This window comes from Polaromonas sp. (assembly GCF_049790275.1).
Classification (GTDB): Bacteria; Pseudomonadota; Gammaproteobacteria; order Burkholderiales; family Burkholderiaceae_C; genus Polaromonas.
Genome location: NZ_JBAQYR010000052.1, coordinates 22408 through 37953 on the forward strand (window position 1 = coordinate 22408; position 15546 = coordinate 37953).

The 15546-nt window shown below is 61.0% G+C and carries 16 protein-coding genes; 6 read left to right on the forward strand and 10 right to left on the reverse strand.

Annotation, left to right across the window (positions count from 1 at the left end):
* The first annotated feature begins 16 nt into the window (after positions 1-16).
* Positions 17-571 (forward strand): elongation factor P, encoded by a 555-nt coding sequence (gene efp / locus WA904_RS06860; protein ID WP_425196382.1) that lies wholly within the window; start codon positions 17-19, stop codon positions 569-571.
* 75 nt (positions 572-646) lie between these two features.
* Complete coding sequence (locus tag WA904_RS06865; RefSeq protein WP_425196383.1) at positions 647-1510, forward strand: TIGR00730 family Rossman fold protein; 864 nt, start codon at positions 647-649, stop codon at positions 1508-1510.
* Here the strand turns inward: WA904_RS06865 and WA904_RS06870 are convergent.
* The 9 genes from WA904_RS06870 to WA904_RS06910 form a co-directional block, all read right to left on the reverse strand.
* Entirely contained in the window at positions 1488-2681 is a 1194-nt protein-coding gene (locus WA904_RS06870; RefSeq protein WP_425196384.1) for an MFS transporter, read from the reverse strand. The two genes, WA904_RS06865 and WA904_RS06870, sit on opposite strands and share 23 nt — an antisense overlap.
* Positions 2682-2760: 79 nt before the next feature.
* On the reverse strand, positions 2761-4113 hold the full coding sequence (locus tag WA904_RS06875) for a DNA recombination protein RmuC (RefSeq protein WP_425196385.1): 1353 nt from the start codon (positions 4111-4113) through the stop codon (positions 2761-2763).
* A gap of 9 nt (positions 4114-4122) precedes the next feature.
* Entirely contained in the window at positions 4123-5109 is a 987-nt protein-coding gene (locus WA904_RS06880) for a 2-hydroxyacid dehydrogenase (RefSeq protein ID WP_425196386.1), read from the reverse strand.
* 23 nt (positions 5110-5132) lie between these two features.
* Positions 5133-6542, reverse strand: coding sequence for a sodium:proton antiporter (locus tag WA904_RS06885; protein WP_425196387.1), 1410 nt, complete (start codon positions 6540-6542; stop codon positions 5133-5135).
* Positions 6543-6601: 59 nt separating this feature from the next.
* Entirely contained in the window at positions 6602-7789 is a 1188-nt protein-coding gene (gene pncB / locus WA904_RS06890; protein ID WP_425196388.1) for a nicotinate phosphoribosyltransferase, read from the reverse strand.
* A 171-nt stretch (positions 7790-7960) separates the two neighbouring features.
* On the reverse strand, positions 7961-8311 hold the full coding sequence (locus WA904_RS06895) for an FKBP-type peptidyl-prolyl cis-trans isomerase (RefSeq protein WP_077591948.1): 351 nt from the start codon (positions 8309-8311) through the stop codon (positions 7961-7963).
* Between the two features lie 113 nt (positions 8312-8424).
* Positions 8425-9081, reverse strand: a complete 657-nt coding sequence (locus WA904_RS06900; RefSeq protein WP_425196487.1) for a nitroreductase — start codon at positions 9079-9081, stop codon at positions 8425-8427.
* A 41-nt stretch (positions 9082-9122) separates the two neighbouring features.
* Positions 9123-9578: an acyl-CoA thioesterase gene (locus tag WA904_RS06905; protein ID WP_425196389.1), complete on the reverse strand. Its 456-nt coding sequence runs from the start codon at positions 9576-9578 to the stop codon at positions 9123-9125.
* A 6-nt stretch (positions 9579-9584) separates the two neighbouring features.
* Positions 9585-10538 carry a histone deacetylase family protein gene (locus tag WA904_RS06910; RefSeq protein WP_425196390.1) on the reverse strand — a complete coding sequence of 318 codons (954 nt, stop codon included), beginning with the start codon at positions 10536-10538 and terminating at the stop codon, positions 9585-9587.
* Between the two features lie 187 nt (positions 10539-10725).
* On the opposite strand from WA904_RS06910, the gene WA904_RS06915 reads away from it, so the two are divergent.
* From WA904_RS06915 to WA904_RS06925, 3 genes are all read left to right on the forward strand, one after another.
* Entirely contained in the window at positions 10726-11118 is a 393-nt protein-coding gene (locus tag WA904_RS06915; protein ID WP_425196391.1) for a hypothetical protein, read from the forward strand.
* Between the two features lie 26 nt (positions 11119-11144).
* Positions 11145-12275, forward strand: a complete 1131-nt coding sequence (locus WA904_RS06920) for an ABC transporter substrate-binding protein (RefSeq protein ID WP_425196392.1) — start codon at positions 11145-11147, stop codon at positions 12273-12275.
* Positions 12276-12533: 258 nt separating this feature from the next.
* On the forward strand, positions 12534-13076 hold the full coding sequence (locus tag WA904_RS06925) for a phasin family protein (RefSeq protein ID WP_348068079.1): 543 nt from the start codon (positions 12534-12536) through the stop codon (positions 13074-13076).
* A 287-nt stretch (positions 13077-13363) separates the two neighbouring features.
* Here the strand turns inward: WA904_RS06925 and WA904_RS06930 are convergent, their stop codons facing one another.
* Positions 13364-14281 (reverse strand): patatin-like phospholipase family protein, encoded by a 918-nt coding sequence (locus tag WA904_RS06930; protein WP_425196488.1) that lies wholly within the window; start codon positions 14279-14281, stop codon positions 13364-13366.
* A 101-nt stretch (positions 14282-14382) separates the two neighbouring features.
* Here WA904_RS06930 and WA904_RS06935 point away from each other — a divergent pair, with 101 nt between their 5' ends.
* Positions 14383-15438, forward strand: a complete 1056-nt coding sequence (locus WA904_RS06935; RefSeq protein WP_425196393.1) for an extracellular solute-binding protein — start codon at positions 14383-14385, stop codon at positions 15436-15438.
* The last annotated feature ends 108 nt before the right edge of the window (positions 15439-15546 follow it).

Sequence of the window (15546 nt, forward strand, 5' to 3'; positions counted from 1 at the left end):
ACTACTAGAAACTGTTATGAAAATCGCTCAAGAAATACGCGCTGGCAATGTCATCATGCACGGCAAGGACCCGATGGTGGTGCTCAAGACCGAATACAGCCGCGGCGGCCGCAACTCCGCCACCGTGCGCATGAAGCTCAAAAGCCTGATTGCCAACTTCAACACCGAACAGGTGTTCAAGGCCGACGACAAGATCGATCAGGTCATCCTGGACAAGAAGGACTGCACCTACTCCTACTTCGCCGACCCGATGTACATCTGCATGGACGCCGACTACAACCAGTACGAAGTCGAAGCCGAAAACATGGGCGACTCGCTGAATTACCTGCAGGATGGCATGGAACTCGAAGTTGTGTTTTACGACGGCAAGGCCATCTCTGTCGAACTGCCGACCAGCGTCAACCGCGAAATCACCTGGACCGAGCCTGCCGTCAAGGGCGACACGTCCGGCAAGGTGCTCAAGCCCGCCAAGATTGCCACCGGTTTTGAAATCGGCGTGCCGATTTTTGTGGCACAGGGCGACGTCGTCGAGATCGACACGCGTACCGGCGAATACCGCAAACGCGTCTGATCCTGCCCAAGCGGCGTTTCGTTAAAAGGCTCCTGATGGAGCCTTTTTATATCCCACAACTACCAGGTACGGCTTATGGAACAAACAGACGATCACATTGGCAGACGGCTCGCCGACGCCTGGGCTGAGCTGCAGTCGCATGCCGACAAGGGCAACCCACTGGACGCCGACGCGTACCGGCTGGCCTTTGCCGACCCTGAATTTTTACTGCGCCGCGAAACCCGCGGCATCCGCTTCCAGCTGGAAATGCTCAAACCGGACATGGAGCAGCAGGCCCAGGGCATTGAAAATACCATCGTGGTCTTTGGCAGCGCCCGTTTCCCGGCGCCAGAACAGGCCGAGCAGGCACTGAAACTCGCCAAAGCGTCCGGGGATGCGCAGGCCCTGGCAGTGGCCGAGCGGCAAATGCGCAACGCCGCCTACTACGACCAGGCCCGGCTGTTCTCGCGCCTGGTCGGTGCCCATAGCAAAACCCGAACCCCCGAAGAGCAACTGTTCATCTGCACCGGGGGCGGTCCCGGCATCATGGAAGCCGCCAACCGGGGTGCGCAGGAGATGGGCGTGCCGACGGTAGGCCTGAACATCGCACTGCCGCACGAGCAAAACTCCAACCCCTACGTGACGCCCTCGCTGAGTTTCAAGTTTCACTACTTTGCACTGCGCAAAATGCACTTCATGATGCGCGCCAAGGCACTGGTGGCTTTTCCGGGAGGGTTTGGCACGCTGGACGAGCTGTTCGAAGTCATCACGCTGGTGCAGACCCGCAAGGCCAAACCGGTGCCCATCATCCTGTTCGGATCGGACTACTGGAAACGCCTGGTCAACTTTGACGTGATGATCGATGAAGGCGCGATTTCACCTGAGGACCTCAAGCTGTTCCAGTATGTCGATGATCCCGAAACCGCCTGGAACGCAATCAAGACGTTTTATCAACTTTAGGGCCAGCCTCCGCCGGCCGCAGCAACCAGGCGACGCGCGCACCGGCACCCACGACGGCACCGGTGGCCCAGAACACGCCGGCGATGCCGATCACGGCGCCCAGGGTACCGAAGAGCATAGGCATCACCACGCTTGACGCGTTGATGGCCATCAGACGGAGCCCTAGCGCTTCCCCATGGCGTGCCTCTGGCGTGATCTGGTGCAACATGCTCATGATCATGGGCTGCACCGTGCCGAGCGCAAAGCCCAGAAGCACGGAACACACGCCCATGCCCAACGCTGTCCGCATGAACGGGTAGACGGCAAACAGCACGGCGGTCACCAGCATGGCAGTGGCCAGCACGCGCCACTCGCGCAAATGGGCTGCCAGCAGCGGCATCACCATGCGGATTGCCGCAGCAGCCACGGCAAAGGCACCCAGGATGGAGCCGATCACCGAGGCACTGATGCCTCTTTCAAAACCCAGCACCGGCACCACAAAGGTATGCACATCCCAGCAGGATGACAAAAACCAGTTGACCAGCATCAGGCGGCGAAAGGTGGGCTCGCGCAGCAGGTGCCAGGCACTGCGCGGCACTGTGCCCTGCGCCACGACCACGGGTGGGAGTTCCCGGGTTTTCCGCACCAGCAGCCAGCAGGCCAGCGGCAGCACGGCCATCAGGAAAAACGCAGCCCGGTAACCGGTCGTGCTGTTGGGCAAGGCGCCCGCGTGGTCGATCAGCAGTCCGGCGGTGAAGGGGCCGAGAAAATTGGACACTGCCGGCCCGATCGACAGCCAGCTGAACACGCGCCGCAATTGCAGTGCACCTGCCGCCGCGCGCCCCACATGACGCTGCAGGGAAATGACCGCCGCGCCGGTGGCACCACCCGTCAGCAATGCCGCCAGGCACAGAACCGGGAACACCGGAAAGGCCACCGCCAGGCCCGCACCCAGCATGGCAGCCATGACGCTGTAGCCGATGGGGCGTTTGAGACCATGGCGGTCGGCAAAACGGCCCGCCGGCAGCGCGAGGAAAACCTGCGTCAGGGCAAACAGTGCCAAAAGCACACCGACTGCCGCCGGGCTGTAACCCTCGCGCAGCGCGAGCAGCGGCGCCGCCATGCGGGTGCCGGCCATGCAGGCATGAAGGCAAACCTGGGCCAGAATCAGACGGGCCAGTTCAGGTGTCATGAATAGTAGTCAAATCAGGCTCTAGCCCTTTTTCCACGGTCGCAAGCAGCTATCAAATCAGAAGCATCCTCAAAAATCGTCACTCGTCCGGCATATCGATGTCAGCCACCGGCGGCAGCAGCACCTGGGTCTCGGCATCAGGCAGGGCTTCGACCTTGCGCAGGGCCAGCCGCATCTGTTTGGCGCGGGTGTCGGCCTTGTCCAGCGTGTCGGAGGCCTTGGCCACCTGCTCCTTGATGCGCGCGACCCATTCACCATACCGCTCGAACTCGGTCTTGACGGCGCCCAGCACTTTCCAGACTTCGGATGCCTGCTGCTCCAGGGCCAGCGTACGGAAACCCATGTGCAGACTGTTGAGCATGGCCAGCAGCGTGGTCGGCCCGGCGAGCGTCACGCGGTGCTGGCGCTGGATTGCGTCCATCAGCCCAGGCCGGCGCAATACCTCGGCATAGAGGCTTTCGACCGGCAGGAAGAGAATGGCGAAGTCGGTGGTGTGCGGCGCAGCCAGGTAGTTCTCGGCAATGGATTTCGCTTCGCTGCGAATACGCGCTTCCAGCGCCTTGCCGGCGATTTCCACCGCGGCGGGGTCTACACGTTCATGCGCGTCGAGCAGGCGCTCGTAGTCGTCGCGCGGAAATTTGGCATCCACCGGCAACCACACCGGTGCGCCGTCGTCACCACGGCCCGGAAAGCGGATCGCGAAGTCCACGCGCTGACCGCTGCGTGGCTTGGTTTCAACCTGCTTGGCGTACTGGTCGGTGGTCAGCACCTGCTCGAGCAGGGCCTCGAGTTGCACCTCACCAAACACACCGCGCGTCTTGACGTTGGTCAGCACGCGCTGCAGGCTGCCCACACCCACCGCCAGCGACTGCATCTCACCCAGGCCCTTGTGTACCTGCTCAAGCCGGTCAGCCACCTGTTTGAAGCTTTCACCGAGGCGCGTTTCCAGCGTGGTCTGGAGTTTTTCGTCCACAGTCTTGCGCATTTCGTCGAGCTTGGCCGCGTTGGTTTGCTGCAGCTGCGCGAGTTGCTGCTCCAGTGTCTCGCGCACTTCCACCATGCGCCTGGCGTTCGACTCGCTGAGCGATTGCAACTGGGTACTGAGGGTATCGGACAGTGTTTTCTGCAGCAGGGTTAACTGCTGCGCAAACGCGTCTATCTGTGTGTTCTGCGTGCGGATGGCTTCGGCACTCTGCTGAACCAGGGTTTGCTGAAAGGTCGCAAATGTGCCAGCGAGCTCCTGTCGGCCGCTGCGTGCACTATCGGTGATTTCGCGGCGCAACTCCCTCTCGAGCTTGTCGTTGCCGGCCGCAAGGCCGGCCAGCAATTCGTCGCGGCCGTTCGCGGCCGGTTTGCGCAGTACCAGCCACACCAGCAAAAGCAGGTTTGCGAGTAAAAGGAGAAGTGCCAGCCAGGCTTGGAGGGAATCCATATCTGCTATTTATTTCGTAGCTAGCACCGCTGGATTCAAAGGGGTCAGCGGCTTTTTATCCTTGAAAAACCCGATCAGGTTATTCGCAGCCAGCCTGGCCATGGCCAGACGTGTGGGTACGGTGGCACTTGCAATATGCGGTGTCAATACGACGTTGGGAACGGTCAAGAGATCGGGATGGACTTTGGGCTCGCCTTCGAACACGTCCAGCCCCGCCGCGGCAATGCGCTTCTCCCGCAAGGCCGCAGCCAGCGCTGCGTCGTCCACAATGCCACCGCGTGCGATGTTGACCAGCGTTGCCGTGGGCCTCATCTGCGCCAGTTCGGCCGCACCTATGGTGTGGTGGGATGAAGGGGAATACGGCAACACCAGCACCAGGTGATCAGCTGTTTTCAGCAATACTTCCTTGCTGACATAAGAGGCCTTGCATTCAGCCTCCAGGTTTGCGTCGAGCCGCGAACGGTTGTGGTAAATCACCCTCATGCCAAAGCCGTGCGCCCCGCGCCTGGCAATGCCCTGCCCGATGCGACCCATACCGAGAATGCCCAGCGTGCTGCCATGGATGTCGGCGCCGGCAAACATGTCAAAACTCCATTTGCTCCACTTGCCGGCGCGCAGGAAATGCTCGCTCTCGCTGATACGCCGGGCTGTGGCCATGAGCAGGGCAAAGCCGAAGTCGGCGGTGGTTTCGGTCAGCACATCCGGTGCGTTGGTGGCCAGCACGCCGGCCGCGGTCATGGCATCGATGTCGAAGTTGTTGTAGCCCACGGCCATGTTGGCGCAGATTCTCAGCGCCGGGCAGGCGGCCAGCACCTCCGCATCGATGCGATCACCACCGGTGGTGAAAGCACCCTCCATGCCCTTCAGCTTTTCGATCAGCTGCGCCTTCGGCCAGGTTTCATCTGTCTGGTTGGAATACACCTCAAAGTGCTGCTCCAGGTAGGTAATGATTTCAGGAAAAATCGCGCGCGCGACGAGGATTTTGGGTTTGCTCATGGTTTTTTCCAGATTGAAACGGTTTACCGGAACCAGATGAATGTCATCAGGACAAACAGCGGAATCAGCACCGCGCCCGACCATGCCATATAGCCAAAGAAGCTGGGCATCTTCACGCCGCGGTCCTCAGCAATGGCCTTGACCATCAGGTTGGGCGCATTGCCGATGTAGGTGTTGGCGCCCATGAACACTGCGCCGGCTGAAATGGCGGCCAGCGTCGGCGCCAGCGTTGTCATCAGGACAGCCGGGTCGCCGCCGGCCGTGTTGAAGAACACCAGGTAGGTCGGTGCGTTGTCGAGGAAGGAACTCAGCGCACCTGCGGCCCAGAAGTACATGGCCGGATCGGGCTGGCCGTCGGGCCGGGTGACGGCCGACACCACTGCGCCAAAAGGCCCGGCGGTGCCGGCCTTGAGCATGGCAATAACCGGGATGATGGTCAGGAAGATGCCGGCAAACAGCTTGGCCACCTCGGCCATCGGTCCCCACGAAAACTGGTTGTCTTCATGGACCTTGTCCGCGGTGATCTTCAGTGACAAGAAGGTAATGGCAATCAGTCCGGCGTCACGCACCAGCCCGGGCAACCCGACCTCGGTGCCGTAAATATCGAACACCACGGCTGACTTCCACATGCCGCTGAGCAGCACCAGGCCGGCGATGCAGGCCAGCAGCGCAAAGTTGAAGGCGCCGTCAAAACCGAGGCGACCGGTGTCCGGCGTCGGATCCATCGGCTGCACACCCTCCTTGCGGTAGTACCAGCTGTCCAGCACATAAAAGATCGCCAGCAGGCTGCCGATCAGGAACAGGGTTTCCGGAAAAATATGCTTCACCGTCCAGAAAAAATCCACGCCTTTGAGGAAACCCAGGAACAGGGGCGGATCACCCAGCGGGGTCAGGGACCCGCCCGCATTGGAGACGATGAAAATGAAGAACACGACGATGTGAGCAGCATGTTTGCGGTTGTCGTTGGCGCGAATCAGCGGACGGATCATCAGCATGGACGCACCGGTGGTGCCCATGAAGCTGGCCAGCACGGCACCGATCAGCAGCAGTCCGGCGTTCAGCCCGGGGCTGCCATGCAGGTTGCCGCGAATGAAAATGCCGCCGGCCACCGTGAACAAGGCGGTCAGCAGGATGATGAAGGGAATGTATTCGGCCGCCAGCGCATGAACCAGGCTGGAACCGGCCACGGCCGGACCGAACACCACGGCAAACGGCAGGAAAAAAGCCATCGTCCAGGCCGCGGACACCTTGCCGAAATGATGGTGCCAGAAGGAAGAAAGCAGCAGCGGCATCACCGCGATTGACAGCAACAATCCCGCAAATGGAATGGCCCAGAGCGGGGAAAGGCGGCTGCCGTCAAAATCCCCTGCCATGGCCCAGCCAGGCAGGAAACAAAGTAGGGCCGCGAGCGCGGTCCAGCGCAATATTTTCATGAGGTCTCCTGTTTTTATTTGAAGCCGAACGGCTGGCATCCGGCCGCTCATTGTCCACCTCACGCGATGTCAAATACCTGACGCAGATAGGCCAGGTATTTTTCGTCGTCACACATGTTCTTGGAGGGCGTATCGGAAAGTTTGGCGACAGGCTGGCCGTTGCAGCGCACCATCTTGATGACGATCTGGAGAGGCTCGTAACCCAGGTCATTCGTCAGGTTGGTGCCTATGCCAAAAGCCAGCTGGCAACGGCCGCGAAACTGCTGGTACAGCTCGATGGTGCGCGGCACTGTCAGTGCGTCGCTGAAGATCAGCGTCTTGGTCTGGGGGTCCACCCGGTTCTTGCGGTAGTGTTCGATCAGCCGCTCACCCCAGGCAAAAGGGTCACCGCTGTCATGGCGTGCGCCATCGAACAGCTTGCAGAAATAAAGGTCGAAATCGCGCAGGAAAGCGCTCATGCCATAAACATCGCTGAGCGCGATGCCCAGGTCGCCGCGGTATTCCTTCGCCCAGGATTCGAAGCCGAACACCTGGCTGTCGCGCAGGCGCGGCCCCAGCGCCTGGCAGGCCTGCAGGTATTCATGAGCCATGGTACCCAGGGGGGTCAGGCCCAGTTTCATCGCGAACAGCACATTGCTGGTGCCGGCAAACTGGCCGGCGCTGCCGGCGCCCAGCCGGGCAATCAGGGTGCGCAGCACTTCTTCGTGCCAGGCCTGGCCGAAACGGCGACGCGTGCCGTAATCGGCGATTTTCAGGGCCCCCAGGCCCTCGGCCTGCAACAGCCCGATCTTGTTGTCCAGGCGCTTGCGCCCTTCCATCACGTCGGCGAGCTTTTGCGTGTTGCGGAAGTAGACCTCGTTGATGATGGCCAGCACCGGAATCTCGAACAGGATGGTGTGTAGCCACGGCCCTTCGATCACGACTTCGATCTCACCGGAAGGCAAGGCCTTCACGCTGACGTATTTCTCGTTCAGGCGGAACAACCCCAGAAAATCGACAAAGTCGCTTTTGATGAAACGCATGCCACGCAGATAGGCCAGTTCGGCGTCCTGGAAGTGCAGGCTGCACAGTGCGCGAATTTCCTCGCGGATTTCGCGGATGTAGGGCGCGAGGTCGCTCACACCCGTTGCACCGGCGTTGCGGCACTTGAAGCGGTATTCCACCTGCGCACCCGGGAACTGATGCAACACCACCTGCATCATGGTGAACTTGTACAGGTCGGTGTCAAGCAGGCTGGTAATAATCATGGTCGGGCACTTCCATAAATCCATTTTTTGGGCGAATTGCTTCGTTGCGCGGTGCTCGGAATCCTCGTGCACGCAAGTGCATTCCGGTATCCTGCGCGCCGGGCGCCTCGCACTTCATCCCAAAAAGCTGAATTTCTGGAGGTGCCCGCGCCGTCCGGACTCACGAAACGCTCAACCCAGAAAATCGACTTCGAACAGCAGCGTGGCGTTCGGCGGGATCACGCCGCCGGCGCCGCGGGCACCGTAACCGAGTTCGGCTGGAATCACCAGGCGGCGCGTGCCGCCCACCGACATGCCCTGCACGCCTTCGTCCCAGCCCTTGATGACCTGGCCGGCGCCTAGCGAAAACTGGAACGGGTCGCCGCGATCCTTGCTGGAATCAAACTTGGCGCCCTGGACCCCGTCGTTGTACAGCCAGCCTGTGTAATGCACGCGGACATTCTGGCCGGCCTTGGCGATGGCGCCGGTGCCAAGCACGGTGTCTTCGTATTGGAGGCCAGAGGGGGTGGTGGTCAGTGCCATAACAAGTCTTTCAAAAAATGTGGGGAAAGCGCCTGTGCGCAAACCCCTGACTTTACCCGCAAGCGCCAGCGCCGGCACAAGGCCGGGGATGCGCGACGGGGCGGCAAAGCTGATCAGTCCAGCCAGGTCGTGAAGGCCTGCACACCGACGCGCGGCGTGCGGAAGGTGTTGACCAGTGCAGCCTCGTCGGCATAACCCAGCGCCATGCCACAGACCAGCATTTCGTCGTCGCCCGCGCCGATGTGCGGCAGGATGATCCTGGCAAAGCCGTTCCAGGCCGCCTGCGGACAGGTGTGCAGACCGTGGCCGCGGGCAGCCACCATGATGCTTTGCATGAACATGCCGTAGTCCACCAGGCTGCCACGGCCCATGACGCGGTCCAGCGTGAACATCAGGCCGACGGGCGCGTCAAAAAACCTGTAGTTGCGCTGGTGCTGGGCGTGCATCTTGTCCTTGTCGCCCTTGCCAATGCCGAGCAGGCCGTACAGGCCCCAGCCGTTTTCGCGGCGCCGGTCGATATAGGGCGGCACCCATTTCTCCGGATAGTAGTCGTACTCCTCCTTGTACTGCGCGGCCAGTTCGGGGTTGGCACGAATGGCGTCATGCGCAGCGCAGACCTTGCTGACCAGGCTGTCGCGGCTGGCGCCCTGCAGCACATACACCTTCCACGGCTGGGTGTTGGTGCCCGAGGGCGCCCGGCTGGCGATTTTCAGCAGATGCTCCAGCGTTTCGCGCGGAACCGCCCGGGGCAGAAAAGCGCGTGTGGACATGCGGCTGTGGATGGCTGCATCCACGGCATTGAGGGTGTCGGTCACTTCAGGGTCTCCAGCAAAGTCAACAGTCGGGTCGGCAAAGGCACGGGCCGTCGGGTTTGCCGGTCCACATACACATGAATGAAATGCCCTTTGGCAGCAGTCATCTGCGCCGCCGGTTCACCGTCGCGGCCCGGAAAAAGGCCGACTTCGTAACGCACACTGGATGAACCCACATGCGCCACCCGGATGCCGGCCAGCACCGGCTCGGGAAATGACAGCGGCGAAAAGTAGTTGCACTGCGTCTCGATCACCAGCCCAATCACCGGGCCCTCGTGGATATCAATGGCACCGCTGTCGATCAGATAACCGTTAACAGCGGTGTCAAACCAGCTGTAGTAGACGACATTGTTGACGTGGCCGTACACATCGTTGTCAGACCATCGGGTGCCGATTGGCCGAAAGATCCTGTAGGCGGTGGATGGCTCGGCCTGAGGGCGTATCGGGGTTGTCATGAAGGACTATTTTGCCAGCGCCGGCAGAGCCCGCCATCGACTCCAGTATTCCAGAGCCACGCGCCAGGTGTTCATCTGGACCTGCACGGTCTCGTCAATGTCGATGCCGTAGCCGCCGGCCATCGCAAAGGCCAGCGGAATACGGCGCTGCCAGGCCCAGTCAAATACCCGCCGGTCCCTGGCTTCCAGGCCGTCATAACTGAGCTTGAGCCGTCCCAGCCGGTCGCCCTCGAACGGATCCGCTCCGGCCAGGTAAATCACCAGGTTCGGCTCGAAGCGCCGGTCCAGCTCGGCGAGTGCGTGCTCCAGCGCCTGCAGGTAGGGCGCATCGGTGCAGCCATCGGGCAGGTCTACATCGAGATCGCTCGCCTCCTTGCGGAATGGAAAATTCTTCAGGCCATGCAGTGACAGCGTGAATACGCCGGGATCGGCACTGAAGATACTCGCCGTTCCGTTGCCCTGGTGCACATCCAGGTCGATGATTGCCACCTGCAGCGGCGTGCGATGGCGGCGTGCCCACTCCATCTGCATCTGTCGGGCCGCGACGGCCGCATCGTTGAAGACGCAAAAGCCGCTGCCCTTGCACCTGAATGCGTGATGCGTGCCACCCGCCATGTTGGCGGCCACCCCTTCGCATGAGCCCAGCAAACCCAGCGCGGCGCGCGCCGCCGCCACTGTGGCTCCGGCCGAGCGGCGCGAGCGCTCAACCATTTCAGGACTCCAGGGAAATCCGATCTCGCGCATGGCGGCCGCATCCAGTGAGCCCTCGGCCACCGCCTGGATGTAGGCCGGATCATGTGCCAGCGCCAGCTCACCGTCGCTGGCGCGGGGCGCAGCATCCATGCGCACCAGCGGCAACTCGCGTGCCACGCGGTCGCGCAGGCGCAGGTACTTCGCCATCGGGAAACGGTGTCCCGGCGGCAGGGGAAGCACAAAGTGGTCAGCGTAGAAGGCTAGCAAGGTCGTTGAAAAAAGCAGGGAAAAGTCCGGGACCCCAAGGGTAACTCCTAGGATAAACAGCGTTATTTCTGCTTGAGTTGGTTATACAAAATAACTACAGTTGATAACCATAGTCACACAAAATAACTACATTCACAGCGCTTTCCGAGAGACAACCTCTCGTCCAACCCCATTGAGGAGCGAAAAAATGTCCTGGCTCATACCCGGCCTGGCCCACCGCCTTGGAAGCCTTCGGGCCCACCGGCATCGAGGCCCTGTGCAGGAGGCCAGGATCGAGGAGATACGCGACGCCATGCTCGCAGTCCTGGATGAAAGCGGCGATGACAGATTCCTGGGGCTGAAAACCCGCATCAGGTACGCGGTGGACGCGCGGCGCATGTGGGACCTGCGAAGCGAACTCATGAAAGCCCTGGCGAGCGACCAAGGCGAGGCCTGCGCCAGCAAAAAACTGCAGCTGATCACAAGCATGTTTCGCGACGTGCTGCCGAAGGGCCTGGCATCAGGTCTCGGCCATCACGCAGGTTCGGGCACAGGCTGGCAGACGACGCAGCTTCAGGAAAATTTCACAAACCCGGAATAGCGCGGTCACTTTTCAAGGAGACAAACATGTTTCGTTCAGTACTCATCGCATTGACGCTGCTTGCAGGCGTTCAGGCACTTGCAGGCGACAAAGGCGTCACGGCAACAGAAATCCGCCTCGGATCGTCCGCCGTACTCAGCGGTCCGCTGGGGCCGCAGACCAGGGAATATGGCGTCGGCTCGCGGCTGTACTTCGACGCGGTGAATGCGGCGGGTGGCGTGCATGGCCGCAAGATCAGCTACACCACGCTGGACGACGGCTTCGATGTCAAGCGTGCCGTGGAAAACACCCGCAAGCTGATCGAGGAAGACGGCGTCTTCATGATCTACAACAACACCGGTACAGCACAGACCGGAGCGATCCTGCCCATGCTGGAAGAATCCCGGACCATTGTCTTCGGGCCGGTGACAGGTGCTTCCACATTCAGGGACAAGTTCAATCCCTACCTTTTTCACGTGCGGGCCAGCTATGCCAATGAAGCGCGGCGCATTATTTCGCAGCTCAAGCAAATGGGCATTTCCCGCATTGCCGTGTTTTACCAGGACGACGGCCTCGGCAAGACCCTGCTCGCCGAACTCCGCCAGGCCGCGACCCTCGAAAAAATAAGCTTCGTCGTTGAAACAAAGATCGATCCGGCCAAACCGGACTTCGCTGCGGCAGCTGCGGCAACTGAAAAAGCGCAACCACAAGCCGTGGTCCTGGGCACGGCGGGAACCACCTTCACCAGTTATGTCAAGGCGGTCCAGCAGACTTCCGCCAAGCCAGGTTTCTATGGTTTTTCCGTTGCGAGCCTGGATGTCATCAACCGCGAGCTGAAAGAAAAAGCGCGAGGAATCGTTCTGACCCAGATCATGCCCTCCCTGCGCAACGCCACCATTCCAGTGGTAGCGGAGTACCTGAAACTGCTGCGCGAGAAGACCCCGGACGCCCGGCCTTCCGCCTCGCAGTTCGAGGGATTTGTGCACGCCAAGCTGCTGGTCGAGGGATTGCGCCGCGCCGGCCGCGCACTGACCACCGAGTCCTTCATCAAGGCCATGGAGGGCGCGGGCGAAATCAGCTTCGGCCGATTTGTGGCGAAGTATTCGCCTCAATCGCACAACGGCTCGTCGTACGTGGAGATGGCCATCATCGACAACGAAGGCCAACTGCGCTACTGAGGCCGGTGCTGGCCGGAGCCGCCTCGCAGGCGAAACCGCTGCGCGGAAACCAGTCCTGACCGAGGACCGGTTTCCCCACGGAAGCTAGAGCTTGCCCCCTAAATTGCTGCACTGCAGCAAAAACCACTTGCAATCCCGTCTCCAGTGCCTATACTTAAGTTATGTTGCAGTGCAGCAATCGACAACGAGAGTCCATAGCAAGATTGTCCAGCAGCGCAACTACCTGAGTCTTAACCCACCTATATTGGAGATTTAAATATGTTGACCGCTGAACAAGTCATGGCTTCCCACAAAGCAAACGTCGAAACCCTGTTTGGTCTGACCAGCAAGGCCTTTGAAGGCGTTGAAAAACTGGTGGAACTCAATGTCCAGGCTTCCAAGGCCGCCTTGGCTGAAACCGCCAACCACACCCAGTCGATGCTGGGTGCCAAAGACGCCCAGGAACTGCTCGCCCTGCAAGCCGGCCTGATGCAGCCCCTGGCTGAAAAAACAGCTGCCTACAGCCGTCACCTGTACGACATCGCTACCGGTACCGGTGCTGAAGTCGGCAAGGCCTTCGAAGGCCAGGCTGCTGAAGCCCAAGCCAAGTTCATGGGCCTGATCGACAGCGCCTCCAAGAACGCTCCTGCAGGTTCCGAAACTGCTGTGGCCGTCATGAAAAGCGCCGTCGCCGCTGCGAACAACGCTTTTGAGTCGGTCCAGAAAGCCGTCAAGCAAGCCAGTGAAATGGCTGAAGCCAACATCACCGCCGTGACCAACACCGCTGTGAACGCTTCGAAAACTGCTTCCAAAAAGCGTTAATGACAGGGCTTGAATTTGCCGGCTTGAACGCCAGCTGATTCAGGCCAGAGCCGGTACCACGGAAGGCCGCAAGGTTTTCCCTGAAATACCGGTTCCCCCAATCAGGGGTGCGGCTCCGATCATTCAACCATCGGAGCGGTGCTCCGGCCAGTTGTCTCCTCGGGTCCTTCCAGAAATCCAGTTTCACGGACCCCTTAAAGCCTGATTGCAAAATCAGGCTTTTTTTTGGCTTGAAAATGCCTTCAGCCCTTGCCAGTCATACGCAAGCAGCTATCAAAAAAGGAGTTTCAGCGTGCTGCAGCCTGCATGGTTTCCAGCTTTGCCCGAAGGGCCGGCAACGCCGCCAGCATCGCAGCGCGCCCCGCGTCGATGGCGCGCTGCCTGGCCGAGAAGTCGGCGCTTTTCAGGCCGACTTGAGAAGGCTGCACCACCACGTCGGCGTCCTTGAGTTCGTACTGGTTGATGCTTTTCCCCATGATGGCAAAGGTCTGCAGCAGGATCTGCAGCGTTCCGTCGGACGGATTGGCCTCGGGCGGGCTGGAGATGTCAACCGCGATCACCAGTTCAGCACCCATCTGCCGCGCAAACCGCACCGGCACCGGCGACACCAGGCCGCCGTCCACATACTCGTGCCCGCTGATCTTGACCGGTACAAACACTGCCGGCACCGCGCTCGATGCACGCACGGCCGTGCCGGTGTCGCCGCGCTGGAACAGCACAGCCCGGCCGCTGTTCAGGTCAGTCGCCACAATGCCGAGCGGGATGGCCATGTTCTCAATCAGCCGGCCCGCCACCAGATCGTTCACATAACGGCCCAGTGCTTCGCCGCGAAACATGCCGCGGCCGAAAATCGGCAGCATCCAGTCGGTGATGGCCACCTCCTCCATGTTCAGTGCGGTCTGCTGCAGTTGTGCGCTGCTTTTACCGCTGGCGTAAAGCGCCGCCACCAGGCTGCCGACCGAGGTGCCCACCACCAGGGAGGGTTTGAGGCCGGCCTCTTCGAGCACGGCAATCACGCCCACATGGGCAAAACCGCGCGCCGCGCCGCCGCCCAGTGCCAGCCCGATGCGCGGTGAGCGTTTTACGCCGGCTTCCACCGCTGGCGCAGGAGCGGCCGGCTGCCCGCCAGGAGTTGCCTGGAACCCGGCACAACCCGCCAGCAGGACCAGCCCGGCTGCGGTCAGGCACAACCGGGCCTGGCGCAAAACGGAACGCCCCGGTTTATTGGACGAAATAGCAAAGCTATTGAGAACAATTCGCGTTTGTATTAGACTCAATGGTGTTCCAACCTTCACAAACCTGCCCCATGCATAAAAAAACTCCGCCCCTGGTTTGCCTGACGATGGCTGCGGCCCTCTTCGGCGTCGCTGGCACCGCCAGCGCGCAGGAGCAGGTGGTCAACCTCTATTCTGCCCGTCACTACCAGACCGACGAGGCGCTTTACAGCAATTTCACCAAGACCACCGGCATCAAGATCAACCGCGTGGACGCCGATGATGCCGGCATCCTGGCGCGGCTGAAAGCCGAAGGCGCGGCTTCTCCCGCCGACGTGATTTTGCTGGTGGATGCCGCGCGCCTGGCCAAAGGCGAAAGCGAAGGCCTGTTCCAACCCATCAAGTCCCCTGTGCTGGAAGCCGCCATCCCTGCACGGCTGCGCGCCCAGGCCACACCGGAAGGCACGGCCTGGTTTGGGTTTTCCACCCGCGCCCGCGTCATCGTGTATGACAAGCTCAAAGTCAAGAAGGCCGACGTGGACACCTACGAGGAACTCGCCGATCCCAAGAACAAGGGACTGCTGTGCACACGCTCGGGCTCGCACCCCTACAACCTCTCGCTGTTCGGGGCCGTGACCGAACACATGGGACCGTCCAAAGCCGAGGAGTGGCTCAAGGGCATGGTGGCCAACATGGCCCGTCCGCCCAAGGGCGGCGACACCGACCAGATCAAGGGCGTGGCCAGCGGTGAATGCGGCATTGCGATCACCAACAGCTACTACCTGGCGCGCATCATGCGCTCCACCAAACCCGAAGACAAGGCGATTGCCGACAAGGTCGGCGTGGTGTTTCCCAACCAGCAGTCCTGGGGCACCCATGTGAACATCGCCGGTGCGGCCGTCGCCAAAAACGCCAAGAACAGCGCCAATGCGGTGAAATTCATGGAGTACCTGGCCAGCCCCGAGGCGCAGAACTACTTTGCCAACGGCAACAACGAGTGGCCCGCCGTCGCCAGCGTGAAGGTCAGCAATGCGGCCCTGCAGGCCATGTCGGGCGGCAGCTTCAAGTCCGAAACCATCCCGATCAGCACCGTCGGCGCCAACCAGGTGAAGGTGCAGCAGATGCTGGACCGCGTCGGCTACAAGTAAGCCGACGCGTCGTCAGGAAAGAAAAAGCCCGGTTCGCCGGGCTTTTTTATGGGCGATTTTTATGCGTGATAATTGCAATTGACGTTGACGTTAACGTCAACTCCGAAA

What these genes read in the sequence shown, in the direction of transcription:
- WA904_RS06905 (WP_425196389.1), bottom strand. Translation starts at nt 9,578, where the DNA reads ATGACAACCCCGATACGCCCTCAGGCCGAGCCATCCACCGCCTACAGG.
- WA904_RS06885 (WP_425196387.1), bottom strand. Translation starts at nt 6,542, where the DNA reads ATGAAAATATTGCGCTGGACCGCGCTCGCGGCCCTACTTTGTTTCCTG.
- WA904_RS06875 (WP_425196385.1), bottom strand. Translation starts at nt 4,113, where the DNA reads ATGGATTCCCTCCAAGCCTGGCTGGCACTTCTCCTTTTACTCGCAAAC.
- pncB (WP_425196388.1), bottom strand. Translation starts at nt 7,789, where the DNA reads ATGATTATTACCAGCCTGCTTGACACCGACCTGTACAAGTTCACCATG.
- WA904_RS06900 (WP_425196487.1), bottom strand. Translation starts at nt 9,081, where the DNA reads ATGTCCACACGCGCTTTTCTGCCCCGGGCGGTTCCGCGCGAAACGCTG.
- WA904_RS06935 (WP_425196393.1), top strand. Translation starts at nt 14,383, where the DNA reads ATGCATAAAAAAACTCCGCCCCTGGTTTGCCTGACGATGGCTGCGGCC.
- WA904_RS06880 (WP_425196386.1), bottom strand. Translation starts at nt 5,109, where the DNA reads ATGAGCAAACCCAAAATCCTCGTCGCGCGCGCGATTTTTCCTGAAATC.
- WA904_RS06895 (WP_077591948.1), bottom strand. Translation starts at nt 8,311, where the DNA reads ATGGCACTGACCACCACCCCCTCTGGCCTCCAATACGAAGACACCGTG.
- WA904_RS06915 (WP_425196391.1), top strand. Translation starts at nt 10,726, where the DNA reads ATGTCCTGGCTCATACCCGGCCTGGCCCACCGCCTTGGAAGCCTTCGG.
- WA904_RS06865 (WP_425196383.1), top strand. Translation starts at nt 647, where the DNA reads ATGGAACAAACAGACGATCACATTGGCAGACGGCTCGCCGACGCCTGG.
- WA904_RS06925 (WP_348068079.1), top strand. Translation starts at nt 12,534, where the DNA reads ATGTTGACCGCTGAACAAGTCATGGCTTCCCACAAAGCAAACGTCGAA.
- WA904_RS06870 (WP_425196384.1), bottom strand. Translation starts at nt 2,681, where the DNA reads ATGACACCTGAACTGGCCCGTCTGATTCTGGCCCAGGTTTGCCTTCAT.
- efp (WP_425196382.1), top strand. Translation starts at nt 17, where the DNA reads ATGAAAATCGCTCAAGAAATACGCGCTGGCAATGTCATCATGCACGGC.
- WA904_RS06920 (WP_425196392.1), top strand. Translation starts at nt 11,145, where the DNA reads ATGTTTCGTTCAGTACTCATCGCATTGACGCTGCTTGCAGGCGTTCAG.